This is a genomic window from Neorhizobium sp. USDA 3394, from assembly GCF_056280385.1.
In genome coordinates, this window is the sequence record NZ_JBWCDU010000001.1 from 3,437,214 (window position 1) to 3,464,110 (window position 26,897).

Annotated in this window: 28 protein-coding genes; 16 read left to right on the plus strand and 12 right to left on the minus strand. The window is 63.5% G+C overall.

The window, feature by feature from the left end:
* Window positions 1-11 precede the first annotated feature (11 nt).
* The 3 genes from ACZ9EJ_RS17005 to ACZ9EJ_RS17015 are packed head-to-tail and all read left to right on the plus strand — an operon-like array spanning window position 12 to window position 856.
* Entirely contained in the window at window positions 12-299 is a 288-nt protein-coding gene (locus tag ACZ9EJ_RS17005; protein ID WP_037079707.1) for a hypothetical protein, read from the plus strand.
* Window positions 300-350: 51 nt separating this feature from the next.
* On the plus strand, window positions 351-593 hold the full coding sequence (gene rpsU / locus ACZ9EJ_RS17010) for a 30S ribosomal protein S21 (RefSeq protein WP_037079713.1): 243 nt from the start codon (window positions 351-353) through the stop codon (window positions 591-593).
* Window positions 594-634: 41 nt separating this feature from the next.
* Window positions 635-856, plus strand: coding sequence for a hypothetical protein (locus ACZ9EJ_RS17015; RefSeq protein WP_046633939.1), 222 nt, complete (start codon window positions 635-637; stop codon window positions 854-856).
* A gap of 61 nt (window positions 857-917) precedes the next feature.
* On the opposite strand, the gene ACZ9EJ_RS17020 is transcribed toward ACZ9EJ_RS17015, so the two are convergent.
* Together ACZ9EJ_RS17020 and ACZ9EJ_RS17025 are read right to left on the minus strand one after the other, a co-directional pair.
* Window positions 918-2,132 carry an MFS transporter gene (locus tag ACZ9EJ_RS17020; RefSeq protein ID WP_046639702.1) on the minus strand — a complete coding sequence of 405 codons (1,215 nt, stop codon included), beginning with the start codon at window positions 2,130-2,132 and terminating at the stop codon, window positions 918-920.
* A 200-nt stretch (window positions 2,133-2,332) separates the two neighbouring features.
* Entirely contained in the window at window positions 2,333-2,503 is a 171-nt protein-coding gene (locus tag ACZ9EJ_RS17025; RefSeq protein WP_251090428.1) for a hypothetical protein, read from the minus strand.
* A 189-nt stretch (window positions 2,504-2,692) separates the two neighbouring features.
* Between ACZ9EJ_RS17025 and ACZ9EJ_RS17030 the strand changes: the two genes are divergently transcribed.
* The 4 genes from ACZ9EJ_RS17030 to ACZ9EJ_RS17045 all read left to right on the plus strand — a co-directional run bounded on the left by ACZ9EJ_RS17030 (window position 2,693) and on the right by ACZ9EJ_RS17045 (window position 6,495).
* On the plus strand, window positions 2,693-3,301 hold the full coding sequence (locus tag ACZ9EJ_RS17030; RefSeq protein ID WP_046639701.1) for a TetR/AcrR family transcriptional regulator: 609 nt from the start codon (window positions 2,693-2,695) through the stop codon (window positions 3,299-3,301).
* A gap of 55 nt (window positions 3,302-3,356) precedes the next feature.
* Window positions 3,357-4,550 carry an MFS transporter gene (locus ACZ9EJ_RS17035; RefSeq protein ID WP_370649698.1) on the plus strand — a complete coding sequence of 398 codons (1,194 nt, stop codon included), beginning with the start codon at window positions 3,357-3,359 and terminating at the stop codon, window positions 4,548-4,550.
* A 111-nt stretch (window positions 4,551-4,661) separates the two neighbouring features.
* Window positions 4,662-5,735, plus strand: a complete 1,074-nt coding sequence (locus tag ACZ9EJ_RS17040; RefSeq protein WP_046639837.1) for an alpha/beta hydrolase family protein — start codon at window positions 4,662-4,664, stop codon at window positions 5,733-5,735.
* Window positions 5,736-5,874: 139 nt separating this feature from the next.
* Window positions 5,875-6,495 carry an HAD-IA family hydrolase gene (locus ACZ9EJ_RS17045; protein ID WP_046639699.1) on the plus strand — a complete coding sequence of 207 codons (621 nt, stop codon included), beginning with the start codon at window positions 5,875-5,877 and terminating at the stop codon, window positions 6,493-6,495.
* Between the two features lie 47 nt (window positions 6,496-6,542).
* On the opposite strand, the gene ACZ9EJ_RS17050 is transcribed toward ACZ9EJ_RS17045, so the two are convergent.
* The 3 genes from ACZ9EJ_RS17050 to ACZ9EJ_RS17060 all read right to left on the minus strand — a co-directional run bounded on the left by ACZ9EJ_RS17050 (window position 6,543) and on the right by ACZ9EJ_RS17060 (window position 8,168).
* Window positions 6,543-6,905, minus strand: coding sequence for a hypothetical protein (locus ACZ9EJ_RS17050; RefSeq protein WP_046634163.1), 363 nt, complete (start codon window positions 6,903-6,905; stop codon window positions 6,543-6,545).
* A 134-nt stretch (window positions 6,906-7,039) separates the two neighbouring features.
* Window positions 7,040-7,561, minus strand: coding sequence for a GNAT family N-acetyltransferase (locus tag ACZ9EJ_RS17055; protein ID WP_046639698.1), 522 nt, complete (start codon window positions 7,559-7,561; stop codon window positions 7,040-7,042).
* A 31-nt stretch (window positions 7,562-7,592) separates the two neighbouring features.
* Window positions 7,593-8,168 carry a helix-turn-helix domain-containing protein gene (locus tag ACZ9EJ_RS17060; RefSeq protein WP_046639697.1) on the minus strand — a complete coding sequence of 192 codons (576 nt, stop codon included), beginning with the start codon at window positions 8,166-8,168 and terminating at the stop codon, window positions 7,593-7,595.
* 175 nt (window positions 8,169-8,343) lie between these two features.
* Between ACZ9EJ_RS17060 and ACZ9EJ_RS17065 the strand changes: the two genes are divergently transcribed.
* The 4 genes from ACZ9EJ_RS17065 to ACZ9EJ_RS17080 all read left to right on the plus strand — a co-directional run bounded on the left by ACZ9EJ_RS17065 (window position 8,344) and on the right by ACZ9EJ_RS17080 (window position 12,953).
* A complete protein-coding gene (locus ACZ9EJ_RS17065) occupies window positions 8,344-9,597 on the plus strand; it encodes an MFS transporter (RefSeq protein ID WP_046639696.1) in 1,254 nt (417 codons plus the stop codon).
* 82 nt (window positions 9,598-9,679) lie between these two features.
* Entirely contained in the window at window positions 9,680-11,506 is a 1,827-nt protein-coding gene (gene lepA / locus ACZ9EJ_RS17070) for a translation elongation factor 4 (RefSeq protein WP_007770491.1), read from the plus strand.
* Between the two features lie 55 nt (window positions 11,507-11,561).
* Complete coding sequence (locus tag ACZ9EJ_RS17075; RefSeq protein ID WP_046639695.1) at window positions 11,562-11,792, plus strand: type II toxin-antitoxin system CcdA family antitoxin; 231 nt, start codon at window positions 11,562-11,564, stop codon at window positions 11,790-11,792.
* A gap of 213 nt (window positions 11,793-12,005) precedes the next feature.
* A complete protein-coding gene (locus ACZ9EJ_RS17080; RefSeq protein WP_046639694.1) occupies window positions 12,006-12,953 on the plus strand; it encodes a flagellin N-terminal helical domain-containing protein in 948 nt (315 codons plus the stop codon).
* An 862-nt stretch (window positions 12,954-13,815) separates the two neighbouring features.
* Here ACZ9EJ_RS17080 and ACZ9EJ_RS17085 read toward each other — a convergent pair.
* Entirely contained in the window at window positions 13,816-14,067 is a 252-nt protein-coding gene (locus ACZ9EJ_RS17085) for a hypothetical protein (protein WP_046609485.1), read from the minus strand.
* Window positions 14,068-14,330: 263 nt separating this feature from the next.
* On the opposite strand from ACZ9EJ_RS17085, the gene ACZ9EJ_RS17090 reads away from it, so the two are divergent.
* On the plus strand, window positions 14,331-14,930 hold the full coding sequence (locus ACZ9EJ_RS17090; protein WP_251090371.1) for an ankyrin repeat domain-containing protein: 600 nt from the start codon (window positions 14,331-14,333) through the stop codon (window positions 14,928-14,930).
* A 21-nt stretch (window positions 14,931-14,951) separates the two neighbouring features.
* Here the strand turns inward: ACZ9EJ_RS17090 and ACZ9EJ_RS17095 are convergent, their stop codons facing one another.
* Window positions 14,952-15,440, minus strand: a complete 489-nt coding sequence (locus ACZ9EJ_RS17095; protein WP_046639835.1) for a MarR family winged helix-turn-helix transcriptional regulator — start codon at window positions 15,438-15,440, stop codon at window positions 14,952-14,954.
* Window positions 15,441-15,564: 124 nt separating this feature from the next.
* Here ACZ9EJ_RS17095 and ACZ9EJ_RS17100 point away from each other — a divergent pair, with 124 nt between their 5' ends.
* The 4 genes from ACZ9EJ_RS17100 (at window position 15,565) to ACZ9EJ_RS17115 (ending at window position 20,213) form a co-directional block, all read left to right on the plus strand.
* The gene (locus ACZ9EJ_RS17100; protein WP_046639693.1) at window positions 15,565-17,499 is read left to right on the plus strand and encodes an FAD-binding monooxygenase; all 1,935 of its coding nucleotides are present in this window, start codon (window positions 15,565-15,567) and stop codon (window positions 17,497-17,499) included.
* 125 nt (window positions 17,500-17,624) lie between these two features.
* On the plus strand, window positions 17,625-18,302 hold the full coding sequence (locus ACZ9EJ_RS17105; protein ID WP_046639692.1) for a TetR/AcrR family transcriptional regulator: 678 nt from the start codon (window positions 17,625-17,627) through the stop codon (window positions 18,300-18,302).
* Window positions 18,299-19,174, plus strand: a complete 876-nt coding sequence (locus tag ACZ9EJ_RS17110; protein ID WP_046639691.1) for an amidohydrolase family protein — start codon at window positions 18,299-18,301, stop codon at window positions 19,172-19,174. The genes ACZ9EJ_RS17105 and ACZ9EJ_RS17110 overlap by 4 nt, the downstream gene beginning before the upstream one ends.
* Window positions 19,175-19,256: 82 nt before the next feature.
* Window positions 19,257-20,213 (plus strand): Bug family tripartite tricarboxylate transporter substrate binding protein, encoded by a 957-nt coding sequence (locus ACZ9EJ_RS17115; protein WP_046639690.1) that lies wholly within the window; start codon window positions 19,257-19,259, stop codon window positions 20,211-20,213.
* 30 nt (window positions 20,214-20,243) lie between these two features.
* On the opposite strand, the gene ACZ9EJ_RS17120 is transcribed toward ACZ9EJ_RS17115, so the two are convergent.
* The 5 genes from ACZ9EJ_RS17120 to ACZ9EJ_RS17140 all read right to left on the minus strand — a co-directional run bounded on the left by ACZ9EJ_RS17120 (window position 20,244) and on the right by ACZ9EJ_RS17140 (window position 26,863).
* Window positions 20,244-21,050 carry a crotonase/enoyl-CoA hydratase family protein gene (locus tag ACZ9EJ_RS17120; protein ID WP_046639689.1) on the minus strand — a complete coding sequence of 269 codons (807 nt, stop codon included), beginning with the start codon at window positions 21,048-21,050 and terminating at the stop codon, window positions 20,244-20,246.
* On the minus strand, window positions 21,050-21,907 hold the full coding sequence (locus tag ACZ9EJ_RS17125) for a hydroxymethylglutaryl-CoA lyase (protein WP_046639688.1): 858 nt from the start codon (window positions 21,905-21,907) through the stop codon (window positions 21,050-21,052). The genes ACZ9EJ_RS17120 and ACZ9EJ_RS17125 overlap by 1 nt, the downstream gene beginning before the upstream one ends.
* On the minus strand, window positions 21,900-23,915 hold the full coding sequence (locus tag ACZ9EJ_RS17130; RefSeq protein WP_046639687.1) for an acetyl/propionyl/methylcrotonyl-CoA carboxylase subunit alpha: 2,016 nt from the start codon (window positions 23,913-23,915) through the stop codon (window positions 21,900-21,902). Before ACZ9EJ_RS17130 ends, ACZ9EJ_RS17125 begins: the two co-directional genes overlap by 8 nt.
* Before the next feature lie 192 nt (window positions 23,916-24,107).
* The gene (locus ACZ9EJ_RS17135) at window positions 24,108-25,715 is read right to left on the minus strand and encodes a carboxyl transferase domain-containing protein (protein ID WP_046639686.1); all 1,608 of its coding nucleotides are present in this window, start codon (window positions 25,713-25,715) and stop codon (window positions 24,108-24,110) included.
* Complete coding sequence (locus tag ACZ9EJ_RS17140) at window positions 25,715-26,863, minus strand: isovaleryl-CoA dehydrogenase (protein WP_285229968.1); 1,149 nt, start codon at window positions 26,861-26,863, stop codon at window positions 25,715-25,717. Before ACZ9EJ_RS17140 ends, ACZ9EJ_RS17135 begins: the two co-directional genes overlap by 1 nt.
* Between the last annotated feature and the right edge of the window lie 34 nt (window positions 26,864-26,897).

Sequence of the window (26,897 nt, forward strand, 5' to 3'; positions counted from 1 at the left end):
AGGAGAACACGATGAGCGCAAATGTCTATGCCATAGGCGATAACATCGTCCTCAAGGCAGGCCTTACCCGGACCGCCACTGGCGACCGGACATGCCGCGTCGTGGGCCTTTTGCCGGCAGCCGATCGCGGTGAAAACCAATACCGGGTACGTTTCGGCAGCGAGAATTTCGAGCGCCGGATCGTCGAAAGCGATATCGACACTTCCGAGACCGCATCGTCCGCCAAGAAGGACGAGGCTTCCGCCGACGCTCCGAGCGGACCGTGGCTGAAGCCGTCGAGCATTCGAATTGGCAAGTGATTCAACACTTCGATCGAACGCGGGATCTGCCCGCAATGGAAAGGATTTAGTTTGCAGGTTCTAGTCAGAGACAACAACGTCGAGCAGGCACTCCGGGTGCTGAAGAAGAAGATGCAGCGCGAAGGCGTCTTCCGCGAGATGAAGGCGCGTAGCGCCTACGAGAAGCCCTCCGAAAAGCGGGTACGCGAAAAGGCCGAAGCCGTTCGCCGCTACCGCAAGCTGGCGCGCAAGAAGATGCAGCGCGAAGGCCTCCTGCCGGCGCCTAAGAAAGTGATCCGTCCGGCGCGCGGATAATTAGTCAACCGCACGGACATCCCATCAGGAAGGAGGATAGTATGGCCGCCACCAAGGACGAATTCTTCAATCCCATCAAGCTTTCCGCGCGCGACAAAGCCGCTGCGACAGATCACACCGCGCGCTCGATCATCAGTGCGGAAGCGAGCCAGCGGGAAAAGAAAACCGAGAAATTGAGGCAGCTTCGTCTCGAACGCGAAGCTGCGGAGCCAGCTCCGGCCCCTGCTCGAGCCAAGGGCCGCAAGGCCCCGGCCGATCACTGAATTTCAAAAAGCCCGGAATTTTCCGGGCTTTTTGCTGTGTGGCTCACAGTCCGGGAGCTGCTCAGGCAGCCTGGAGCTGCGCCGGCTGGCGCGGCAGCGGCGGAAAGGCGAGAGCGATCGCCACGGCCCCGAGGCCAACCAGCGCCGATCCGAAGAACAACCAGTCGTAATTGGCGAAATGATCGAAGGCCCAGCCGCCCGCAAGCGGCCCAAAGGCCATGCCGATGCTCGACAGCATGGTCGCCGCACCAAACACCGTGCCCATGATCTTCGGCCCGAAATAGTCCCGCGCCAGCACCGCATAAAGCGGCATCACGCCGCCATAGGTGCCGCCGAAGATCACCGCCAGCATGTAGAACTGGCTGAGATCGCTCGCCATCGTATAGGCCGCGATGACCGCCGCCTGGATCATCAGCCCGCCGATCAGCACCGGCTTGACGCCCAGCCTGTCGGCCAGAAGCCCAAACAGGATGCGCCCACCAAGGCCTGCCGCCCCTTCGACGCTGTAGATGCTGACGGCCGCCATCGGCGCCAGGCCGCAGAACATCGCATAGCTGACCATATGGAAGATCGGCCCGGAATGGGCCGCGCAGCAGGCGAAGAAGGTAAACCCGAGCACCAGGAATTGCGGCGAGCGGAACACAAGCGACAGCGGCATGCCGGCACCTTCGGCCTGAGCTTCAGACGCCATGCCGCCCGCGGCCGCAACGACCGGCGGATTGCGGACCAGGAAAGCCGTCGGCAGGAGCAGGATCCAGGCGCCGATGCCGATGACGAGCATCGCCAGGCGCCAGTCGTCATAGGCCGTGATCAGCCAGCGGGCAAAGGGCGAAATGGTCATCGGCGCCATGCCCATGCCGGCCGACACCAGCGAGACCGCGAGGCTGCGATGCTCGTCGAACCAGGACATGGTGACGGCGATCATCGGTGCGAAGAAGGCGCTCGCGGCAAGCCCGATCAGGCAGCCATAGATCAGCTGGAAGGCAAGGAGGCTCTGCGCCTGGCTGGCAAGCACCAGCGCCAGGCCGAGAAGTGCGGCTCCGATCAGCACGACGATGCGCGCCCCGAAACGGTCGCTTAACGTGCCCCACATGAAGCCGCCGAGGCCCATGACGACGAAATTCAGCGTCATCGCGCTCGAAATGCCGGCATGCGACCAGCCGGTCGCCCTGGCAATCGGATCCAGAAAGATGGCCAGCGAAAACATCGTGCCGACGGCGACGCAGCCCATCAGGGCGCCGGCCGCGACGATGACCCAACGATAATTGCTGCTCATGTCTACTCCCCATGTGTCACAGGTTCCGAGATCCGGACGGATCGCGCGACATCGCAATGCCATCCTTGAACCCAGGACGTGCGAGGCCCCTCCCTGCCGACACACCAACCGATTTTTTTTCGCAACCGGATTTTGGGATCATATAACAAAAAGCCCCGCACGCGGCGGGGCTTTCCAAATCTCCTGATCGGGGTGACGTTCTAGCTGCTGCCAGTGTTCGGACGGTTCTTGCCGACATTCGTGTTCGTCGATGCCGTCTTGCCGTCGGGGTTCTGGCCATAATAGGTGCCACCCAGGTGGCCACCGGAACTGGTGTTCTCGACCTGGCGTTCGGCGCGTTTTACGGCCTGTTCTACGTCACTCTTGCTCATGTCTGCCTCCAGCTTTGGGGTTGGTGACAGAGGTGTAACCACCCGGCAGGCCAAGTGTTCCCCGCTCATTGTCCGGATCGGCGCGACAACCGACACCGAAGCTTCACGTGCCGCGAACAGGCTTTGCTCTTGACGAAACGCAAACATGCTTCTATTGGGGAACGATCGTTTCCAAATTAAGCCGGCATCATGGATATCAACACCGCGACGCGCCCGCCGGGTCGCCCCCGCGAATTCGAGATCGAGGAAGCGCTCGACAAGGCGATCGTCGTCTTTTCCGAGAGGGGTTATCACGCGGCCTCGATCTCGGAGCTGAAGGATGCCATGGGGCTCGCCGCCGGCAGCCTTTACAAGGCGTTCAAGGACAAGAAGGCGATCTTTCTCGCAAGCTTCGACCGCTACAAGCAGGTCCGCAACGCCCTTCTCGAACAGGAACTGACCGAGGGCGAGAACGGCCGCGACAAGGTTTCCCGTATGCTGCGCTTCTATGCCGAGGCCTCGCATGGCGCAAGCGGCAGGCGCGGCTGCCTGGTCGTCGGAACGGCGATCGAGCTTGCCGTCTACGATGCCGAAGCCGCCGAACGGGTCGACCGCTCCATGGCCCGGACCGAAGCCATGATCGACGGGCTCATCCGCGAAGGCCAGGCGGATGGCTCCATTCCGCCGGCCATCGACCCGGTCACCACCGCCCACGTCCTGCTCTCGGTCACCCAGGGCCTGAGGGTGCTGGGCAAGACCGGGCCGAACCGGGACCGTGCCTTTTCCGTGGTCGATACGGCCATGAAACTTCTCGACTGATTTTTATCCGATCCTTCCTCCCAAGGAGCTTCTCATGACCACCAATAGCGCAACGATGGCCACGCCGGCGGCCGCATCGGGACTATCCGCCGCCATGACCTTCGTGATGGCCGCGGCCTGCGGGCTCATCGCCGCCAATCTCTATTATTCCCAGCCGCTCGCAGGCCCGATCGCCGCTTCGATCGGCCTGCCGGCGCATGCAACCGGCCTTATCGTCACCCTCACCCAGATCGGCTACGGCCTTGGCCTGCTGCTGGTCGTGCCGCTCGGCGACCTTGTCGAAAACCGCCGGCTGATCCTCACCATGATCGGCGTCGTCACCGTGGCGCTGCTCGGCGCCGGCCTGTCGACCGCGTCGGTGCCGTTCCTTGCCGCATCGCTGGCGATCGGTATCGGCTCCACCGCGGTCCAGATGATCGTGCCGTTCGCCGCCAGCCTGACCAACGACGCCAATCGCGGCCGGGTGGTCGGCAATGTCATGAGCGGACTGATGATCGGCATCATGATGGCGCGGCCGGTCTCGAGCTTCATTGCCGAGTTCTCCTCCTGGCACATCGTCTTCTTGCTGTCGGCAGCTGTCATGGTCGTGCTCGGCTTCGTGCTCGCCGCCCGGCTGCCGAAACGCATGCCGCAGACGAAGCTCTCCTATTTCGCCCTGCTCGCATCGATGGGCAGCCTTTACGCCACCCAGCCGGTCCTGCGCCGCCGTGCCTTCTACCAGGCCTGCCAGTTCGCCACTTTCAGCCTGTTCTGGACGGTGACGCCGCTGGTTCTCGCCGGCCCCGCCTTCCAGCTCAGCCAGGCCGGCATCGCGCTCTTTGCCCTTGCAGGTGTCGCGGGAGCCATCGCCTCGCCGATCGCCGGACGTCTTGCCGACCGGGATCTTGGCCGGCCCGCGACGATCTTCGGCATCGCCGCCGTCGCCGTCGCCTTCCTGATCACCCATATCGCACCGGAGGGCTCGACCATCGCGCTCGCGCTGCTGACGCTTGCCGCCATCCTGCTCGATTTCGGGGTGACGATGACGCTCGTGATCGGCCAGCGGTCGATCTACAATCTGGGCGCAGACCTGAGAAGCCGGCTGAACGGCCTCTACATGGCGACCTTCTTCTGCGGCGGCGCGATCGGTTCGGCCGTCGGCGCCTGGGCCTTTGCCGAAGGTGGCTGGCTGCTTGCCTCCTCGCTCGGCCTCGCCCTGCCGGTCATCGCCTTCCTCTATTTCCTGACGGAAAAGCGCGCCAAGGCTTGAGGCGACAGGACAAGATCACGTTCGAGGACGACCTCGAACGTGATCGAGGTCGCCAACGTGCCATCCTCCTGCCAGGGATCAGCCTTCGTTTCTCAGATCAACGAGGCTTCCATGCGACCCATCCTTCGCTTTTTTGCTCTTCTGCTGGCGGGCATCAGCAGTTCACCGGTCCTTGCTGCCGATCCCGTCGGCGTCCGGAAAATCAGTGTGGTTTCGCCCGAACACGATCGGGCACTTGCGGTAACCGTCTGGTATCCGTCAAAGGGTGACGGCGAAACGACGTCCATCGGCGACAACCGGATTTTCGAGGGATCGCCTGCATCGAAGAACGCGTCCCTCGAAAGCGGTCGCTTTCCGCTCGTGCTCCTATCCCATGGCTCCGGCTCCCGCGCCGAAGGCATGGCCTGGATTGCCACCCAGCTCGCCGAGGCGGGCTTCATCGTCGCCGGTCCCAACCATCCCGGCACCACGAGCGGCGATTCCACACCGGCCGCGACACCGAAGATCTGGGAACGGACTCAGGATCTTTCCGACATCATCACCGCATTGACTGGCGAAGCCCCTTGGAAGGCGGCAATCGACACGGAGCATATCGGCGTTCTCGGCTTCTCGCTCGGCGGCAGCACGGCGATGGAGCTTGCCGGTGCACGTGCCGATCTCGATGCCTACAAACGGTATTGCGACGACTATCCGGCCATGATGGACTGCATCTGGTTCCGAGGCGGGCGCGGTTTTGCCGATGGCGAGCAGGTCGCGGTCAAAAAATTCGATCTCGAAAGCATCAACAGGACACGCTTCGAACGATCGAACCGCGATCCGCGCATCACTGCGGCCGTCATGGTCGATCCCGGCCTTGCGACGGCTTTCACCGCCGGCAGCGTGAGAGCCATCGATATTCCGGTGGCCTTTATCAATCTCGGCAGCCTCGGGCAGATCCCGGTCGCGGTGCTTTCGGACGCGCTGGCGAAACAGGCCCCGAACGCCACTTACGCGCAAGTGAACGGCGCCAACCATTTCAGCTTCCTACCCGTCTGCAAACCGGGTGCGGCCGAGTTCCTGAAATCCGTCGAAGAACCCGATCCGATCTGCGACGAGAATTCCAGCCGAACGCGGACCGATATCCACCGGGAACTGACCGGCCTCATCGTTGCGGCTTTCGAGCGAGGCCTCGAACCCGGCCGCTGAGCGAAAAGCGCGATCTTCGGGTTTTCTTCGTTCAGCGGATCGGGCAATGCATCCGCTGGACGTCATCATCCGGATATCATCCACCGGTAGGAAGCGGCGTCCAAAAAATATGCCCGTTTTCAGATCTGGAAAATAAACAATGAAAATTCTGATGGTCGATGTCGACGGCGTGCTCGTTCACGGGCGTCCCGCCGACGGATTGCCGTTCGCCACCGATCTCGAACGGGATCTCGGCCTGCCGCTGAACGTGTGGCAGCGGGAATTCTTCAAGCCTTTCTGGCCGGACATCGTCACCGGCCGGGAGCCGATCGAGCGTCGCCTCACCGCGGTGCTTCGTGAGATCGCCCCGCATCTCGAAGCGGAAACGCTGCTCCGGTACTGGTTCGAAAACGATTCCCGGCTGGACCACAAGCTGCTCGACGATCTTGCCGCGTTCCGAGAAACCGGCTTGGCGCTTTATCTCGCCACCAACCAGGAACATCGGCGCGCCGCCTATTTGATGGATGAGCTCGGCCTCGCCCGCCATTTCGACGGCATGTTCTATTCCGCCAAGTTCGGCCATCGCAAGCCGGCGCAGGATTTTTTCCGCCTTGCCACCACGGAAGTGGGCGCACGGCCAGAAGACATCGTCTTCCTCGACGACACGTTGGAGAATGTCGAGGCGGCCCGCCTGTTCGGCTGGAATGCGGTTCATTGGAAAGCGGGGATGACGCTGGAAACAGCCATCGCCCCGTTTACGGCAGTTGAAGAAAACCGCTGAGCCGAAGGGATCGGCCGACTGAGCGGCCGATCCTGTTTCAGACCTGCCTACTCGACCAGGTTGATTTCCTCGGTCTCGCCGCCTTCGCAGACGTAGCAGCAGTCTTCGCAGCTCTCTTTGTTGTTCGGGCCTGTGCCCCAATAGGTCTGCTTGTCGCCGGAGACCCAAGCTCCGTAGCAGATGTTCTCGCCCTGCTTGCAGGAGAGATGGATCTGCTTGGATTCGCCATCATCCAGATAGTAGACTTGGTTGCCGCCCGGCCAGACATGCTTGCGGTCCTGGCTGTAAAGTTCGACCTCGACGGCATTCGGATGTTCGTTTCGCATCACGAAGCTCACGTCCGCGGACAGCGCCTGTCCGGCCGTGGAGCAGATGGTTGCAGTCAGAACCACCAGGGCTGCGCGGCGCATCGCCGGCAGCGAATTAAAAGTCAGCATGAAGTCCCCCATGATAGCGCCTGATCAACGACGCCCATTCATATGTCCTGATTTGCAAGAATAAATCGAGGTGGAGGGACCCGTGTTGCTGGATTTTTATTTCGCCCTCAAGCAACCCTTTTGTAGAATAGCGTGGTGGCGCAGAAACCGCCCTGCGGCCACAGGGCATAATCCGGAATAACGCCGACCCGCTCCCAACCGAAGCGCGGATAGATCTTTTCCGCATCGCTGCCGGTCGCCGTGTCGAGCACCAGAAGCGTGCGGCCGCGCCGTGCGGCTTCCGCTTCAACCACCTCCATCAGCTTGCGCGACAGGCCGAGCCCGCGGGCGGAGCGATGCACGAGGAGCTTCATCAGGTCGCCGCGATGGGGCTGGTTCGGCTTCGAGGCAAGGCCCACCTGTACCGTGCCGACAACCTTACCCTCGACTTCGGCCACCGCGAGGATGATGCCGCCTTTTTCGACCGCATCGGCAATCTCCTGCCAGTAGCCGACCGCGTCCTCCGGCCCGAAGGGCAGCATGAAGCCGAGCGAAGCCCCGCCGTTGACGCAGTCGGACAGGGTCTCGGAGAGATCGCCGATCGCGGCGCGGGTTTCGCCGGCATTGAGGATGCGGATGGTGACGGTCATCTTGAAAAGGCTCCTGGCGTCTTGAAAGGGTTCAGCGGCCGCGGTCGAGAACGACGGCGTAACGGGCCGGCTGGTCGGATGGATTGTGGAAGTCGAAGGCGTCGCCGATATCCATGTAGAGGCAGTCGCCGGGATGCAGCCTATGGACGGTTTCGCCGATGATCATCTCCAGCACGCCCTCGAAGAGCCAGACATGCTGGGTCATCACCCGGCTTTCCTCGCGCGGCGGAAAGCTGACACGCGCATGGGCGGGGAAATCCACCTCAACGATATCGACCCTGCTCGGCGTGCCCGGCGGCGAAACCGAGCGGCGCAGATAACCCGTATGCGGATCGCGCCACAGCTTCTGTTCCGCCCTGCGGCTGAGCGGCGAGTTCTGCGGTTCATCATCGGCGAAGAAGGCGGAGAGCGAGAGGCCCAGCGCTTCCGACAGCCTTGCCAGCAGCGCCGCGGTCGGGCTCGCCTCCGCCCGCTCGATCCGCGAAATCATCGCGCGGCTGACGCCGGAGCGGCTCGCCAGCTCGTCCAGCGTCAATCCGGCGCGGGCCCGCAAGCTCTTCAGCCGCTCGCTGATGGCGTTCTCGATGTCATGATCCGTCGTTTCCATGATTTGAGAATTGCATTCTCTTATCATGGAATCAAGTGGTACTATGATGGAACTGTCGAATTTTACAAGCGATGGCGCTTCCGCGATAGCTCCTGTCATGGTCCATCGGCTATGGAGAATCATCGGGCTTCAAGTCGGCAGGAACTGCCGACGGCCGTGCTTGCGGGGGGATCAGATGAACGGTCAGACAATCGAGACGGCGTCGCCCCTGTCGATCGCCAGCATCGTCGTCTCGATGACGATCGCCGCCGTCGGCAGCGGCATCATGTCCGCCTATGTTCCTTTCGTGCTGACTCAGACGGGCGACGCCTGGGCCGCCAGCGCTGCCGTGCCGACGCTTGCCTTTGGCGGCCTGGTCGGCTGCCTCGTCGGCGGCCCGCTGATCCGCCGGGTCGGCCATGCGCGGCTGTTCTCCTGCTCGATGGCGATGGTAATCATCGCCGCCGTGCTGATCGCCACCAACCCGCCGCCGCTTTACTGGGTTTTGGCGCGCGGCGTCTACGGTGCGGCTTCCAACGTCAATTTCATCATCGCCCAGAGCTGGCTCAACCACGCCGCCTCGAACGAATGGCGCGGCCGGGCGATGTCCTTCTTCTACATGGCCTTCGTGCTGGGCCTTGGCGCCGGCGCCTGGCTGTTCGGCCGCATTCCGACGGACGGCAATCTCGCGCCGCTCGCCGTCGTTTTCGTCACCGCGCTTGCCATCCTGCCGATCGGGCTCACCCGCCTGCCGAACCCGCCGGCGCCGGCCAATGTCAATGTCGATATCAAGATGGCCTGGCGCATCTCGCCGGTCGGGCTGATCGGCGTGCTCGCGTCCGGCGGGCTTTCCATGGTGATCCAGGGGTTCGTACCGATCTACGCCACCACCAATCACGTGGCGCAGACCGATGTGGCGCTGCTGATGCTGGTGATGCAGACTGGCCTGCTGTTCGTGCAATATCCGCTCGGCATGCTCTCGGACCGCATCGACCGCCGTTTCGTGCTGCTGATCACCTGCGGACTGATCGTCGCGGCCGGTTTTGCGGCGCTGTTCGTGTCCTTCTCGATGATGATCATCCTGATGCTTGTCTTCCTCGTCTTCGGCGGCGCGGTCGAGACCGTCTATTCGGTCGCCAATGCGCATGCCAACGACCGGGCCGACCCCGGCGATTTCGTGCCGCTCTCCTCGACGCTGCTGGTGGCCTGGTCGACGGCGGCCACCATCGTCCCCCTCGGCGTGACGCTGCTCACCCCGGCTTTCGGCCAGCACACCTTCATCTACGCGGTGATCCTGGTGGCGATCGCCTATGCAGCCTACGTCGTCTGGCGCCTCAAGGAACGCGAGGGCGTGCCTGCCGACGAGCGGGAGAATTGCGGAGTGCGGAGCGCCCAGTTCCCGAACGCTTCCATCATGACCGACCCGGAGGCGGAAATACCCGCCAAATAGCCCAGGCCGCCGGGCTTTATCCTCAACGAAAGGTTATCTTTCCGCTTTGCGACAGGGATTCGCGCTGCTATATGCGCGAGCCATGAGCACCAATTCCACCCGCACTCCGCTTGACCATATCCGCAACTTCTCGATCGTGGCGCATATCGACCACGGCAAGTCGACGCTCGCCGACCGGCTGATCCAGACGACCGGCGGCCTTGCCGAGCGCGACATGTCGGAACAGGTGCTGGACTCGATGGATATCGAGCGCGAGCGCGGCATCACCATCAAGGCCCAGACCGTGCGCCTGCACTACAAGGCGAACAACGGCGAAACCTATATCCTGAACCTGATCGACACGCCCGGCCATGTCGACTTCGCCTATGAAGTCTCGCGTTCGCTGTCGGCCTGCGAAGGGTCGCTTCTGGTCGTCGATGCATCTCAGGGCGTCGAGGCCCAGACGCTCGCCAACGTCTACCAGGCGATCGACAACAACCACGAGATCGTCACCGTCCTCAACAAGATCGACCTGCCGGCCGCCGAACCCGACCGCATCCGCGAACAGATCGAGGAAGTGATCGGCATCGACGCGTCGCAGGCCGTGCTGATCTCGGCCAAGACCGGCCTCGGCATCCCGGACGTGCTGGAAGCGATCGTCCACCAGCTGCCGCCGCCGAAGAGCGAACTCGGCGCAACAGGGCCCCTGAAGGCACTGCTGGTCGACAGCTGGTACGACACCTATCTCGGCGTCATGGTTCTGGTGCGCATCCATGACGGCGTGCTGACCAAGGGCCAGACCATCCGCATGATGGGCACCGACGCCAAATACCAGGTGGAGCGCGTCGGCGTTCTGACCCCGAAGATGCTGGCCGTCGACAGCCTCGGCCCGGGCGAGATCGGTTTCTTCACCGGCTCGATCAAGGAAGTGGCCGATACCCGCGTCGGCGATACGATCACCGAGGACAAGCGCCCGACCGCCAAGGCCCTTCCCGGTTTTAAACCTGCTCAGCCGGTGGTGTTCTGCGGCCTCTTCCCGGTCGATGCGGCCGATTTCGAGGACCTGCGCGCCGCGATGGGCAAGCTGCGCCTCAACGACGCCTCGTTCTCCTTCGAAATGGAAAGTTCGGCAGCGCTCGGCTTCGGCTTCCGCTGCGGTTTCCTCGGCCTGCTGCATCTCGAAATCATCCAGGAACGCCTGGAACGCGAGTTCGACCTCGACCTGATCGCCACCGCACCTTCGGTCGTCTACCAGCTGACGATGAGCGACGGCACCGAGCGCGAACTGCACAATCCGGCCGACATGCCGGATGTCGTCCGCATCTCCGAAATCCGCGAGCCATGGATCAAGGCGACGATCCTGACGCCCGACGACTATCTCGGCGGCATCCTAAAGCTCTGCCAGGACCGGCGCGGCATCCAGACCGAACTCACCTATGTCGGCAAGCGCGCCATGCTCACCTATGAGCTGCCGCTCAACGAAGTTGTGTTCGATTTCTACGACCGCCTGAAGTCGATCTCCAAGGGTTATGCCTCATTCGACTACCATCTGCACGGCTATCGCGAGGGCAACCTCGTGAAGATGTCGATCATGGTCAACGGCGAGCCGGTCGACGCGCTCTCCATGCTGGTCCACCGCTCGGCGGCCGAAAAGCGCGGCCGCGACATGTGCGAGAAGCTGAAAGACCTGATCCCGCGGCACATGTTCAAGATCCCGATCCAGGCGGCGATCGGCGGCAACGTGATCGCCCGCGAAACGATCTCCGCCATGCGTAAGGACGTGACCGCAAAATGCTACGGCGGCGACGCCACCCGCAAGCGCAAGCTGCTCGACAAGCAGAAGGAAGGCAAGAAGCGCATGCGGCAGTTCGGCAAGGTCGATATCCCGCAGGAAGCGTTCATCGCCGCGCTGAAGATGAAGGACGACTGATCTTTCCAATGACCGTTCATGTGCATATATTTTGCGCATGAACTTGGAGGTTGGAATGTCCCAGCCCGCCCGCAAATCGACTAGGCTTTTGTTAGACGGCAACCTTGTTGCCGAGGCTCGCGCGCTGAAGATTGACCTCTCGCAGGCCGCCGAGGAAGGCATCGCCAAGGCCCTCAAAGCCGACCGGGAGCGCCTTTGGCGGCTGGAAAGTGCCGAAGCAATCCGGTTTCACAATGAGTATGTCGAGAAACACGGCCTGCCGCTTGCAAAGTATCGCCAGTTCTGACGATGCGGTTTGATCTTATCGCCGCCCCCGCCCCTCAAAAAATCCGCCAATCACTAAAACCTTAATAAATCCTGCAAATGCTTTGAAAGCTCGCTCATGCAACGTCAATGCAGGTGATGGGTTCGTGCGCCAACGCGGCGACAGCTCAAGGGCATGATGCCGATCTTCACTGCCTGAGCCCGTAACGTGTCCTACCCACCTGCGAGACGCTTCATGAGCAGCATTTCTTACAATCAGTCGGCGGCCTCTGCGCTGTTATTGCTGACCGGTTCCGCCAAGGCGCTGGAACGCAACACAGTCCAGGTGGCAACGGGTCGGCAGGTCAATACGGCATCCGACAACGCCGCCTATTGGTCGATCGCCACCTCCATGCGTTCCACGGGCATGTCGCTTTCGGCAGTCGGGGACGCATCGGGCCTTGCCGCCGCGATGACGGATACGGCTTCGCTCGGCATGGAGGCCGCAACCAGCCTCGTTTCCGAGATCAAGGCGAAACTCATCCTGGCGCGTTCGCCGGGCGTGGACCGCGACGCCATCAATGCGGAGATCAGTCAGCTCAAGGAGCAACTGGGCACGGTCGCCGAATCGTCCTCCTTCAACGGCGAGAACTGGCTGAGTTCGGCCGGAGCACCGGGCATCAAGTCGCTGCTTGCGTCCGCATCGACCAGCCCGGACGGCTCCACGTCCCTCAACACGATCGATTTCGATACCGCCGCGACGACGCTGACCAGCAGCGGCGATGCGGCCAACGGCCTTCTGACCAAGGCCTATTCGGGCACGACGGAGAACGGCACTCCTTACGAATATTACCTTCTCGATACGGGATCGCAGGGATCGGCAACCGCCAGCGAAATCAAGATCTCGAATTCGACGACCGAAGACGAGCTGGACGGCATGATCTCCGCCGCCGACAGCATGCTCTCGAGCCTCACCTCCGCCGGCGCCAAGCTCGGCTCCACGTCGAGCCGCATCAGTGCCAATACGGAATTCCTCTCCAAGCTGCAGAACGCGATCGACCGCGGCGTCGGGCGCCTCGTCGATGCCAACATGGAGGAGAGCGCCGTCAAGCTTGCCGCCACCAAGGTGCAGCAGCAACTCCAGACGATCGGCCTCAGCATCGTCAACGAACAGTCGAAGCGCATTCTCGACCTCTTCCGCTGATCCCCTCCCCGATATCCGGCCCTCGGGTTTGCTCGGAGGCCGGATATGGCTGTTCTCCTTACGCACCCTTCCAGGTGCAACGCCCGGGTGTCGTCGTGCGCCCGCACGGCGACTGGATCCTCGGGTCAAGCCCGAGGATGACGGAGGAGAGGGCGGCGGATGACGGACGAGAGGGCACAACACCCGAAGTCGTCATCCTCGGGCTTGACCCGAGGATCCACCTATCGGGGCATATTGGGCACCTCCCCGTCAGCCCTATCAAGCACTTAGCCTCCTTTGCATCCCCGCCCTCCCAACCGGGCCTACAATCCCCCCGTTCCGTCACGGATACACCGGCAGGCGTGCCGGCGAGGCGGGACCGGCGTCGGGTGGCAGGAAACGACGTAAGTCCTTCCATCCGGGGTTCGCGGAAAATGGTCTCCCTCCGGCGACACGGGGAGAGACGGAGGCAAACGGACCGAGCCTTCGTCTCTTGAAGCCCGAAACAGCGCGCCGGGCGTGCCTGTGCGGCACACAGGGTGGCTAACCGGATGGTTTCGCCGGATTTTCACAAGTCCGTTCGAACCTCGGGATTAACCCGAGGGAATCGGAAGAAACCGGCGGAGACCTGTGGAAGCCTTGCCGATAAGTCCTCGGGTTTAACCCGAGGACGAGGATTCGGACGGGCGCCACGGGTCAGACGAACATCGTCCGGGAAGGCCACGGCAGAGGGGCCGAAGTCGCGGGCATAAACAGCCGAACGGGGCGCTGAGAGGTGTCACTTATTACCTATCTTACGAGGCAGCTTTCAGCGCCCCGTCCGAACTGTAAATATTCGGATCGCCAAGGGATTACCATGCCGTCCTGCCAGCTCCAGCCATCGTCAGTGGCGCCCCGCATGCAGCGGGCGCGGCATGTCGGAATGGGTAATCCAGACGCGCCCGTCGAAGGCTACCTCGCCGTGATCGAGCTTTCTGTTGGCGATCGTCTCGATGAGACCCAGCTTCGAGCGCACGTCGCCGATCCTGCCGTCGTTGACCACGCAGACGGCCTGGCATGTGCCGCCGTCGCGCATAACCAGAAGCGTGTGATGGCTGTTTCGCATGATCTTGTTTGGCAATGTTACGAGCGTCATGCTCTTCTCCTTGCTGTCACGGGACCGAACGCGTGATGCGTGGATGGCAAGGCTCGGGGAATATGGTCAACAAAAGGTTAACGGAGCACGATTTCGATACGCGGCAGGCTCCGGCAACCGGGCGGTCGGGCCTCGATAGTGCCAGTTTCCGGGAGGAAGAGACATGAATGAGGACCAAGATGTCTGCGCCTAAAAATTCCGGCCGAGGGCTGAAGGCGATGTTCACGGCGATCACAATATCCGCAATGACCACGGGAGCCGCCATGTCCGATACCAGAGAAAGCCGCTTGATCGAAGCAGCGGAGCGCGGCGATGCTGAGGCAATCGGCTCGTTGCTTTCGAACGGCGTCAACGTCGATGCCCGCAACGAGCGCGGTGAGACGGCGCTTCTTGCGGCGACCCATGCCAACGATATCGAGGCTGCCAAACGGCTCATAGCGGCGGGCGCCGATGTCAATGCCAAGGACCGTATCCAGGACAGCCCCTATCTCTATGCCGGTGCTCGCGGCCATCTGGAAATCCTGCGCCTGACACTTGCGCATGGAGCGGATCTCAAGAGCACCAACCGCTATGGCGGAACGGCGTTGATCCCGGCCTCGGAGCGCGGCCATGTCGAGACCGTGAAAACCCTGATCGAGGCTGGCGTCGATGTAGATCACGTCAACAATCTCGGTTGGACGGCGCTGCTCGAAGCGGTCGTCCTCGGCGATGGCGGTGCGTCCCATGTGCAGATCGTCAGGCTTCTCGTCGAAGCCGGCGCCAATACCCGGATTGCGGATAAGGAAGGCAAAACGGCATTGCAGCACGCAAAGTCACGCGGCTTTGCGGACATCGCAAAAATCCTCGAAACCGCAAAACGCTAACGCCGTGGCCACCGGAACCCGTCAGATGACAGGCTTGCTCTTGCCGGTCTCGGAAGTATCGCGCAACGGTGCGCGGCTCAACTCGTTGCCGGCGGCAATCGCCTTGCGCAAAAGCCGCAGCAGTTCGTCGCCCTCCTCTGCCGTCAGCCCGCGCAGCATCAGTTCCTGCGCGGCCTCGACCACCGGCGCAACGCCGTTCAAGGTCTTGCGCCCCTCGTCGGTGATCTGCAGTTCGCGGGCGCGCCTGTCCTTGGTGCTGGCATTGCGCACCAGCAGGCCCTTCTGCACCAGCCGGTCGACGACCCCGGTAATCGTCGTCCGGTCGTAGGCGATCAGCCCGGCGAGTGTCACCTGATCGATCCCGGGATTGGTGCTGACCGCCGCGAGCGCCGCGTATTGAACGGGCGTCAGATCGTAGCCGGCTTGCTCGACCTCGGCATGGAAGACCGCCACGGCGATCTGCTGGAACCGGCGGGCGAGATGGCCCGGCATGTCATCATTGTCTTTCACCAGATTCTCCAAAATCGCCGCAAGCTTGACACGTATACTGATGATCAGCATACTGATCAATATTGGATCCGCCGAATCCGTTTCCGCGGACGCCATCAGGAAACATGCGGAGGAAACTGGTTCCATGCAATTCCATCTGAATGGGTTCGAACCCGGCGACCCGGAAATCTTTCACCCGGAGGATCGCTACGCCGCTCCCCCCGAGGGGTTGCCGCTTCCTGAGGAAGTGGATGTCCTGATCGTCGGCTGCGGGCCGGCGGGGCTGACGCTTGCCGCACAGCTATCCGCCTTTTCCGATATCAAGACCTGCATCGTCGACCAGAGATCCGGCCCCTTGCTGCGCGGCCAGGCGGACGGCATTGCCTGCCGCACGATGGAAATGTTCAACGCCTTCGGTTTTGCCGAGCGGGTGATGAAGGAATCCTACTGGGTGAACGAGACCTCGTTCTGGAAACCCGACGACTTGAAGCGCGAGAACATCGTCCGCAGCGGCAGGATCGACGACACGGAGGACGGGCTTTCCGAATTCCCGCATGTCATCCTCAACCAGGCCCGCGTGCAGGATTTTTTCCTCGACGTGATGCGCAAATCGCCGACCAGGCTCGAACCGCATTATTCGCGGCGCCTGATCGATCTGGAGACCGACCCCGCCGCCTCCGACTATCCGGTGACCGCGAGGCTGGAGCGTCTCGACCCCTCCCACGCGGGTGAGATCGAGATCATCAAGGCCCGCTACGTCGTCGGCTGCGACGGGGCGCGCAGCACGGTGCGCAAGTCGATCGGCCGGGCGCTGCACGGCGATTCCGCCAATCACGCCTGGGGCGTCATGGACGTGCTCGCCGTCACCGATTTTCCCGACATCCGCCTCAAGGCGCTGATCCAGTCCGCCGGCGAAGGCAGCATCGTGCTGATCCCGCGCGAAGGCGGCTACATGGTCCGCATCTATGTCGAGATGGACAAGCTCAACGAGAACGAGCGCGTCGCGAGCCGGAACATCACCGTCGACAAGCTGATCGCGGCCGTGCAGCGCATCCTGCATCCCTACACATTCGAGGTGAAGGAGGTCGCCTGGTGGTCGGTCTACGAGATCGGCCAGCGACTGAGCGACAGGTTCGACGACGTGGCCGAAGACGCATTGGCGACACGCCTTCCGCATGTGTTCATCGCCGGCGACGCCTGCCATACGCACAGCCCGAAAGCCGGCCAGGGCATGAACGTCTCGATGCAGGACGGGTTCAACCTCGGCTGGAAACTGGCGGCCGTCCTGCAGGGACGAAGCAGGCCCGAACTGCTGCACAGCTATTCCGCCGAACGCCAGACCATCGCCAAGGAACTGATCGACTTCGACCGCGAGTGGTCGGCCATGCTGAGCGCGCCGCTGAAATCGCCCGACGATCCGGATGGCGAAGGCGTCGAGCCGGCGGAAGTGCAGAAGTATTTCGTTCGATCGGGACGCTACACCGCGGGCACAGCGACCCGCTACACGCCGTCGGCGCTGACCGGCGAAGCCACCTATCAGCATCTCGCCAAGGGGCTGACGATCGGCACGCGGTTCCATTCTGCGCCGGTGATCCGGCTGGTCGATGCCAAGCCAATGCAGCTCGGCCATGCCGCCAAGGCGGACGGTCGCTGGCGCATCTATGCCTTTGCCGGAGCGGAAGATCGCGCGGCCCCCTCCCCGCGGCTGCGGGCGCTTTGCGATTTCCTGGCGGACTCCCCCGCCTCGCCAGTGAAGAGACATACGCCGGCCGGCCAGGACATCGACTCGGCGATCGATGTCCGTGCCGTCTTCCAGCAGGCCCATCGCACGCTCGCCGTCGAGGAAATGCCCGCATTCCTGCTGCCCCGAAAGGGCCGCTACGGGCTCTGCGATTACGAAAAGATGTTCTGCCCCGACCTTAAGAGCGGCAATGACATTTTCGACATGCGCGGCATCGATCGGGAACAGGGGTGCATGGTCCTGGTGCGGCCGGACCAGTATATCGCGCACATCCTGCCGCTCGATGCGCATGCGGAACTCGCTGCCTTTTTTGATGGATTCATGATTCCACAACGTTAGCGGGATCAGTTCCCGGAGCCGGCGCCCGCCCCCAAATCGTCTCGACCCTCTCGGCGCGCGATTTCGATTGACGGTCAATTTGTACAACTGTACAAATTGACCGTACAGTTGACAATGGATTTCCAATGCGACCGAACCTGAGGGACGCCTTGCTCAGAAACGCCGTGACCCTGTTTTCCCGCAGCGGCTACAATGCCGTCTCGCTGCGGGACATCGCCAAGGCGTCCGGAGCCAATGTCGGCAGCCTCACCTACCATTTCGGCTCGAAGGCAAAATTGCTGCGCGAGGTTTACGAGCGCCACACGGTGCCGATGAACGCCCGCCGCCGCGAACTGCTGGGCGAAGCCCTGCGGATCGGCGATGCGGATCAGCGGCTCATGGCGATCCTGCGCGCCTATGTCGTGCCGGCCTTCGTTTCCTCGTCCGAGGGCGATGGCGGCGGTGCCGAATTCACCCGGATGCGGGCGGTCCTTTCGGCGGAAGGAAACCCCGATGCGCAGGCGATCATCGCGGACGCATTCGACGAGACGAGCCGCGCCTTCATCAAGGCTCTCGCCGACTGCGTGCCCGGCGCGCCGTTGAGCGGGCTCGTCTGGCGCAGCCAGTTCCTGCTCGGATCGCTCTATTACGCCCTCATCAATCCCGACCGCGTGACGCGCCTTTCGGGCGGCACGGTCGACGGAAACGACCGGGAAGCTGCCGTCGATCAACTCGTCGAGGCAAGTTATGCGAGCTTTAGAAGTCTACGGGCCGAAGCCGGGCAATCAGCGGCGGCCTTGAAATACGCGACGGAGGAAAAATGAGCCGGAATCTGCAGGAGAGCCATGACGGGGGAGACATTGCCCGACGGAGGCCGGATTTCAAGCTGCCCGACGGCAGCTGCGACGCCCACTGCCACGTGTTCGGCCCCGGCGCCGTTTTCCCCTATGCGCCGAACCGCCGTTATACGCCGGACGACGCACCCAAAGAGGCGCTCGCGAAACTCCATGACAGGCTCGGCATCGCCCGCGCCGTCATCGTTCAGGCGAGCTGCCACGGGACCGACAATCGTGCCATGCTCGACGCGATCGCCTGGCGGCCTGATCGATACCGCGGCGTTGCCATCGTCGACGACAGCTTTGACGACCGCGCCTACCAGGCGCTCGACGATGGCGGCGTGTGCGGCGTGCGGTTCAATTTCGTCCGCCACCTCGGCGGTGCACCGGACCTGGACGTCTTCAACCGGGTGATCGACCGCATCAAGGGCCGCGGCTGGCATGTGGTGCTGCATCTCGACGCGAGCGACATCGTTCCGCTTTCCGACATGATCGCCCGCCTGCCGGTCCCCTTCGTCATCGACCACATGGGCCGCGTCGACACCAGCCTCGGCACCGATCAGCCGGCGTTTCAGACGTTGCTGGAACTGGTGCGGCAGGAAAACTGCTGGATCAAGGTCTGCGGGTCCGAGCGGATCTCGCGTTTTCCGTTCGATACGGCCGTGCCTTTTGCAAAAGCACTGGTGGAGGCGAGCCCCGAGCGGAGCCTCTGGGGCACCGACTTCCCGCATCCAAACCTCAAGGAGCCGGTCGACGAGGCCGATCTCGTCGATCTCGTGCCGAGGTTCGCGCTGACGGAAGAGGATCGGCGGCGGCTGCTGGTCGACAATCCCGCACGTTTATACGGTTTTGCCGCCTGAGCGGCCTTACAAGGAGGAGGAGAGAATGAACTACACGATTACGGGGAGATCGGCGGGCCGGTTTCGACAGCCGGCGCGATGGATGAAATCGCTGGCCGTCGCCCTCGCACTGGTACTGCCGACCGGCGCCTTGGCGCAGGACGCCTATCCGTCCAGGGATATCACCCTGGTCCTGCCTTTCGGCCCCGGCGGTATTGCCGACATCACGGCGCGCCTGGTGGCCGAGCAGCTCGGCAAGAAGCTCGGCCGTCAGATCGTCATCATGAACCAGCCGGGTGCCGGCGGTTCCGTTGCGGCACGGGCGGCGCTGAACGCTCCGGCGGACGGTTACACGCTCGCGCTTCTCTCGAACGGCACCGCGATCAGCGTACCGCTCTTCAAGAACCTGCAATTCGATCCGGTCGCCGATTTCGTGCCGGTATCGAGCCTTGCCTATTTCGATTTCGTGTTCGTCACCAAATCGGGCGGCAAGTTCAAGACCCTCAAGGATGTGCTGGAGGCCGCCAAAGCCAAGCCGGGCGCGCTCAACGTCGGGACGATCAACGTCGGCAGCAGCCAGAACCTTGCCGCTGAACTCTTCAAGTCGACATCCGGGATCGATTTCACCATCGTGCCCTACAAGGCCACGCCGGATCTTCAGGTCGCCCTGCTCGGCGGTGAGCTCGACGTGATCGTCGACAGCCAGACGGCGCTGAAGGCTGCCCTGCAGCAGAACCAGGCGACCGCCATCGCCTCGTCCGGCCCAGCGCGCTCCAGCCTCTCGCCCAATGTCCCGACCGCCGCGGAAGAAGGCGTCAAGGGCTTCGACGTGACCTCCTGGAACGCCATCTTCGCGCCGAAGGGCACGCCGCCGGAAGCGGTGAAGAAGCTGAACGCCACGCTTGTCGAAGTGCTGGCCGACCCTGCTCTCCAGAAGCGGTTCGCGGATCTCGGCGTCGAGGCCCGTTCCAGCACGCCGGAGGAGATCGGCAGCCGCCTGAAGGCCGACATCCAGAAATGGTCGGACGTGATCCAGAAAGCCGGTATCCCGAAACAGTAACGCGAGATCGGTCCCGGAGGCGATCCGGGACTAATCCCCGCCTGCCTTGGGAGCCGCCCAGGGCATCGGCCGGCGATTGAGGAAGGCGTCGATGCCGTCGCGGCCTTCGGCGCTTTCCCAACGGTCGGCGAGCAGGCCGGTGCTGTAGCCGACCGGATCTTCGATCGTCCGGCGGGCGAGATTTTGCACAAGGCTCTTGGCGCTGGCGACGGCGCCGGGAGCGCAATCGAGAAAGGCCGAGACCTCCTCCTCCACTGCCGCATCGAGTTCACCGGCAGTGCGAACGACGGACACGAGACCGATCTCGCGGGCCGTGACAGCATCGAAGCGGCGGGCGTTGAGGAACAGGCGGCGGGCATGGCCCTCGCCGATCCGGCGGACGACGTAGGGTCCGATGGTGGCTGGGATCAGGCCGAGCCGTGTTTCGGTAAGCGCAAACCAGGCGCTATCAGCCGCAACCACGATGTCGCACACGGCCAGCAGTCCGATACCGCCACCGAAAGCATTGCCCTGCACCCGGGCGATCAGCGGTTTCGGCAGGTCGTCGAGCGCCTTCAGCATAAGAGCAAGCTCTGTCGCCCCCTCGATCTTGCCGGCGCGATCCCTCGCCGCCTGGTCGCGCATCCATTGCAGATCGCCGCCGGCGCAGAATGTGGAGCCGGCGGATGCGAGAACCACGACACGCACCGCATCGTCCGCTGCGAGCTTGCCGGCGGCGTCGCTCAAGTCGGCGATCATCCGTGCGTTCATGGCATTGTGCTTTTCGGGCCGGGCGAGCGTCAGTGTCACCACCCCGCGGGCATCCCGTTCCGGCGTCAGCGTGTCGTAAGCGCCCATCAACGTGCTCCCCTCAGGCTGCGGGCAAAAGCCTCTGCCTCGGCCAGCCGGTCGCGGTCGATGCGGGTTTCGAAACCCAGCGCATGCAGATGATCGACCGTCTTGCCGGTCGCGACGTTGCCCTCGGCGCCCGGCGCATAGGGGCAGCCGCCAAGCCCGCCGGCGGCGGCGTCGAAAACGCGCAGACCCTTTTTGAGCGAGACGGTGATGTTGTCGAGCGCCCGGCCGTTTGTGTCGTGAAAATGCCCGGCGAGATGTGCCGCCGGCAGGTATTCCAGGACGACATCGAGCATGGCCGCGACCCGTTCCGGCGTGCCGGTGCCGATCGTATCCGCCAGCGCCACCTCGCCGCAGCCGAGCGCATGAAGCTCCGTTGCCACCCGTGCCACCTGGGCCGGCGGCGTCGGACCATCAAACGGGCAATCGACGGCGCAGGAGACATAGGCGCGGACCGGGATGCCGTCGCGGCGGGCGCTGTCGATCAGCGGCGCGAACCGTTGAAAGCTTTCGGCGATGCTGCAATTGATGTTGCGGTGGCTGAAACCTTCCGACGCCGAGGCGAAGACGGCGACTTCATCCGCTTTGGCCGAGACCGCCGCCGCATAGCCCCGCACGTTCGGCGTCAGCACGGTGTACAGCGTTCCAGGGCGGCGGGTAATGCCGGCCATGACCTCGGCGCCGTCGGCCATCTGCGGCACCCAGTCGGCGCGCACGAAGCTCGTCACCTCGATCTTTTCGAAATGGCAGGCCGAAAGCAGGTCGACGAGGCGGATCTTGTCGGCGGTGGAAATGAGCCGCTTCTCGTTCTGCAGGCCGTCGCGCGGCCCCATTTCGTGGATGCGGACGAAGTCAGCCATCCTGCGGCTCCCCATCCTTGGCTTCCCCCTCTTCCGGCTCAAGGATAAGCAGCACGGCGCCTTCGATCACCTGTTCGCCCTGCGACACCAGGACATCGGCAATCGTCCCGTCACGCGGCGCGGCAAGCGTCAGCTCCATCTTCATGGCTTCCATCACGACAAGGGCCTCGCCCTTTGTGACAGAGGCTCCCGGCGTGGCACGAAGGAGTTTGACGAGGCCCGGCATGGGCGCGACGATGCGATCGCCGCCGCCGGCAACTTCATCTTCGCCGGCGAGAGGGTCGATGAGGCCGAAGTGCCAGTTCTCGCCATCGCCGAAGATCGTCACGTCACGTTCGCCGGAGACCAGGTGGACGCGATGTTTCCGGCCGGCGGCCTCCAGAAGACAAGTCTCGGCGCCCAGGCGAGAGAGGCCAAAATCGACCGGCTTGCCGTCGACCATGGCCGCATAGACGCCCTCTCCGATCGATCCGAACGAGACCGGCACATGCTGGCCGCGATAATCCAGTTCGACGAAATCGGAGGCTTCCGACCACAACCGGAATCCGGACAAGCGGTCCCAGGGATCGCTTCCGCTCTTCTGTTCCAGAGCGCCGGAAAGCTTCAAAGCGGCCAAGGCCATGACCTCGCGAGACGGGGCCTGACCGATCGTCAATTCCGCCAGATGCCTGTCGATCAGGCCGGTATCGGGCAAACCTTCGATAAAATCCGGCTGGATCGTTAGCCGACGAAGGAACGCAGCATTGGTGGTCACGCCGGTGGTGCGAACCTCGGAAAGCGCTGACGACAGCAGCGAGAGCGCGGTCTGGCGATCCGGGCCTCGGGTGACGATCTTGGCAATCATCGGATCGTAGAAAGGCGAGATGCGGTCGCCAGCGCGCACGCCGCTGTCGACGCGAGCCAACTCTTCCGGCAGGTCGAGATGGGCAAGCCTGCCGGTGGCGGGCAGGAAACCCCGCTCTGCGTCTTCGGCATAAAGCCGGGCCTCGAAGGCCCAGCCGCTGATGAAAAGCTCGTCCTGGCTGCGCGGAAGAGGCTCGCCGGACGCGACGCGCAGCTGCCATTCGACGAGATCGACGCCGGTGATCGCCTCGGTCACCGGATGCTCCACCTGCAGGCGGGTGTTCATCTCCATGAACCAGAAACGGTCGGCCTTCAGCCCATCGGAGGCATCGGCGATGAACTCGATCGTGCCGGCGCCGGAATAGGAGATCGCCATCGCCGCCTTGACGGCCGCCTCGCCCATGGCAAGGCGCATCTCCTCCGGCATGCCGGGGGCCGGCGCTTCCTCGATGACCTTCTGGTGGCGGCGCTGCAGCGAGCAGTCGCGTTCGAAGAGATGCACGACATTGCCATGGTCGTCGCCAAAAACCTGGATCTCGATATGGCGCGGATGGGCGATGTATTTCTCGATCAGGCAGGCGGGATCGCCGAATGCGGCCGAAGCTTCGCGTTGCGCCGAAGCGAGCGCTTCCCTGAAGACCTCGGCATCCTCCACCCGCCGCATGCCCTTGCCGCCACCGCCGGCCCGCGCCTTGATCAGCACCGGGAAACCGATGCGCTCCGCCTCGGCCAACAGGAAATCCGGGTCCTGTTCGGTGCCGTGATAACCCGGCACGACGGGGACGCCGGCCTTTTCCATCAGCGCCTTGGCGGCGTCCTTCAGGCCCATGGCGCGGATGGCGTCGGACGATGGGCCTATGAAGCGAATGCCGGCGGATGTCACCGCGTCGGCGAAATCCGGATTCTCCGAGAGGAACCCATAGCCGGGATGGATGGCGTCGGCACCTGTCCGCAGTGCCGCATCAACGATCGTTTCACTGCGGAGATAACTTTCGGCGGCGGGGGACGGCCCGATATGAACGGCCTCGCCGGCAAGCGCCACATGCAGCGCGTCCCGGTCGGCGTCGGAATAGACGGCGACGGTGGCCACACCCAGCCGGTGGCAGGTGCGGATGATACGGCAGGCAATCTCGCCGCGATTGGCGATCAGGACTTTTCTCAGCATGGGGCAGCACCGAGATACCAGGAAGAGTAAACCCCTCCCCAACCCCTCCCCACAAGGGGGAGGGGCTTACCCCGCCGCACCGGCCGTGGATTTGAAGCGAGGCTTTGCCGCGAGTCTTCTCCCCCCTTGTGGGGGAGATGGCCGGCAGGCCAGAAGGGGTCTTTGGATGTGCTCTGCTGCATCAAGCCAACCTCACATCCGGAACACGCCGAAGCGTGTCTCTTCAATCGGCGCATTCAGCGCGGCGGAGAGGCTCAGCGCCAGGACCTGGCGGGTCTTTGCCGGATGGATGATCCCATCATCCCAGAGCCTTGCGGAGGCATAAAGGGGGTGGCTCTGTTCCTCGAACTGGTCGAGCACCGGCTGTTTGAAGGCCGCTTCCTCGTCCGCGCCCCATGTCTTGCCGCCACGCTCGATCGCGTCGCGCCGGACGGTCGCCAGCACGCCCGCCGCCTGCGGGCCGCCCATTACCGAGATGCGGCTGTTCGGCCAGGTCCACAGGAAACGCGGCGAATAGGCGCGGCCGGCCATGCCGTAATTGCCGGCGCCGAAGGAGCCGCCGAGTAATATCGTGACCTTGGGCACGGACGTGGTCGCAACCGCCGTCACCAGCCTGGCGCCGTGCTTTGCGATCCCCTCCGCCTCGTATTTGCGGCCGACCATGAAGCCGCTGATGTTCTGCAGGAAGACCAGCGGGATTTTTCGCTGCGAGCAGAGTTCGATGAAATGCGCGCCCTTCTGGGCGCTTTCGGAAAACAGCACGCCGTTGTTGGCGATGATGCCAACGGGGATGCCGAAGACATGCGCGAAACCGCAGACCAGCGTCATGCCAAACCGCGCCTTGAACTCGTCGAACCGCGAGCCGTCGACCACCCGGGCGATGACCTCGCGGATGTCGTAGGGGGTGCTCAGCGAGGACGGAACGATCGCGGCGATTTCTTCCGGGTCGTAAAGCGGCTCCTCGGGCGTCGCCAGTACCACGGTATCCGGCTTGCGGGTGTTCAGGCCCGCAACGGCGCGGCGGACCAACGCCAAGGCGTGGGCGTCGTCGCGGGCGAGATGATCGGCCACACCGGAGAGCCTTGTGTGGACATCGCCGCCGCCGAGGTCCTCGGCCGAGACTTCCTCGCCCGTCGCGGCCTTCACCAGCGGCGGGCCGGCGAGGAAGATCGTGCCTTGGTCCTTGACGATGATCGCCTCGTCGGACATCGCCGGCACATAGGCGCCGCCGGCCGTGCAGGAACCCATGACGGCGGCGATCTGGGCTACGCCTTTGGCGGACATGCGCGCCTGGTTGAAGAAGATCCGGCCGAAATGATCTCGGTCGGGAAAGACTTCATCCTGGTTCGGCAGGTTGGCGCCGCCGGAATCGACCAGATAGACGCAAGGCAGCCGGTTCTCCTCGGCGATCTCCTGGGCGCGCAGGTGTTTCTTGACCGTCATCGGGTAATAGGTGCCGCCTTTGACGGTGGCGTCATTGGCGACGATCATCACCTCGCGGCCTTCAACCCGGCCGATGCCGGTGACGATGCCGGCCGAGGGGCTCGCACCGCCGTAAAGCCCGTGGGCGGCGGTTGCGCCGACCTCAAGAAAGGCAGAGCCGTGATCGAGCAGCCGGGCGATACGTTCCCGGGGAAGCAATTTTCCGCGGCTCGCATGCCGCGCCCGCGCCTCCTCGCCACCACCGGCCTCGGCGAGCGCGACGGCCGCCTCGACCTCGGCAAGCTTTGCCTGCATCGCGGCGCGGTTCGCTTCGGCGGCTTCGCTCCTCAGGTTGACCTGCGACCGGATGACAGCCATCAGGCGGTTTCCTTGAAGAGTTCGCGGCCGATCAGCATGCGGCGGATCTCCGACGTGCCGGCGCCGATTTCCATCAGCTTGGCGTCGCGCAGCAGCCGGCCGGTCGGAAAGTCGTTGATATAACCGTTGCCGCCGAGGATCTGGATCGCCTGAAGTGCCTGCTGGGTTGCCTGTTCGGAGGCGTAGAGGCAGCAGGCGGCGGCATCCTGCCGCGTCACCGCGCCACGATCGCAGGCGGCGGCCACCGCATAGACATAGGCGCGGGCGGAATTCATCGCCGTGTACATGTCGGCGACCTTCGCTTGGATCAGCTGGAACTCGCCGATCGACTGGCCGAACTGCTTTCGCTCATGGACATAGGGCATGACCACATCGAGGCAGGCATGCATGATGCCGATGCCGATGGCCGAAAGCACGACGCGCTCGTAGTCGAGGCCGGACATCAGGACACGGACGCCGCCACCCTCGGCACCCATGACGTTTTCGGCCGGCACCTCGCAATCCTCGAACACCAGTTCGCAGGTGTTGGAGCCGCGCATGCCGAGCTTGTCGAGCTTCTGGGCGGTCGAGAACCCCTTGAAACCCTTTTCGACGAGGAAGGCGGTGATGCCCTTCGAGTCGGCCGACGGATCGGTCTTGGCGTAGACCACCAGCACATCGGCATCCGGGCCGTTGGTGATCCACATTTTGTTGCCGTTCAGGATATAGCGATCACCCTGCTTTTCGGCGCGGAGCTTCATCGAGACCACGTCGGAACCGGCGCCGGGCTCGGACATGGCGAGCGCGCCGACATGCTCTCCCGAGCAGAGCTTAGGCAGGTAACGTGCCTTCTGCTCGGCATTGCCGTTGCGGTTGATCTGGTTGACGCAGAGATTGGAATGGGCGCCGTAGCTGAGCGACGTGGAGGCCGAGGCGCGGGCCAGTTCCTCTACGGCGACCACATGAGAGAGATAACCGAGGCCCGTGCCGCCGAAATCCGGATCGGCGGTGATGCCGAGCAGGCCGAGCGCGCCCAGTTCCGGCCAGAGGTCGCGGGCAAATTCGTTGCTGCGGTCGATCTCTTCGGCGCGGGGGCCAAGCTTTTCCTGCGCGAAACGGTGGACCGTTTCACGAACAGCGTCGACCTCCTCGCCGAGCGCGAAGTTCATGCTTGCGTGGAACACCTTACATCCTCCCGGTGTG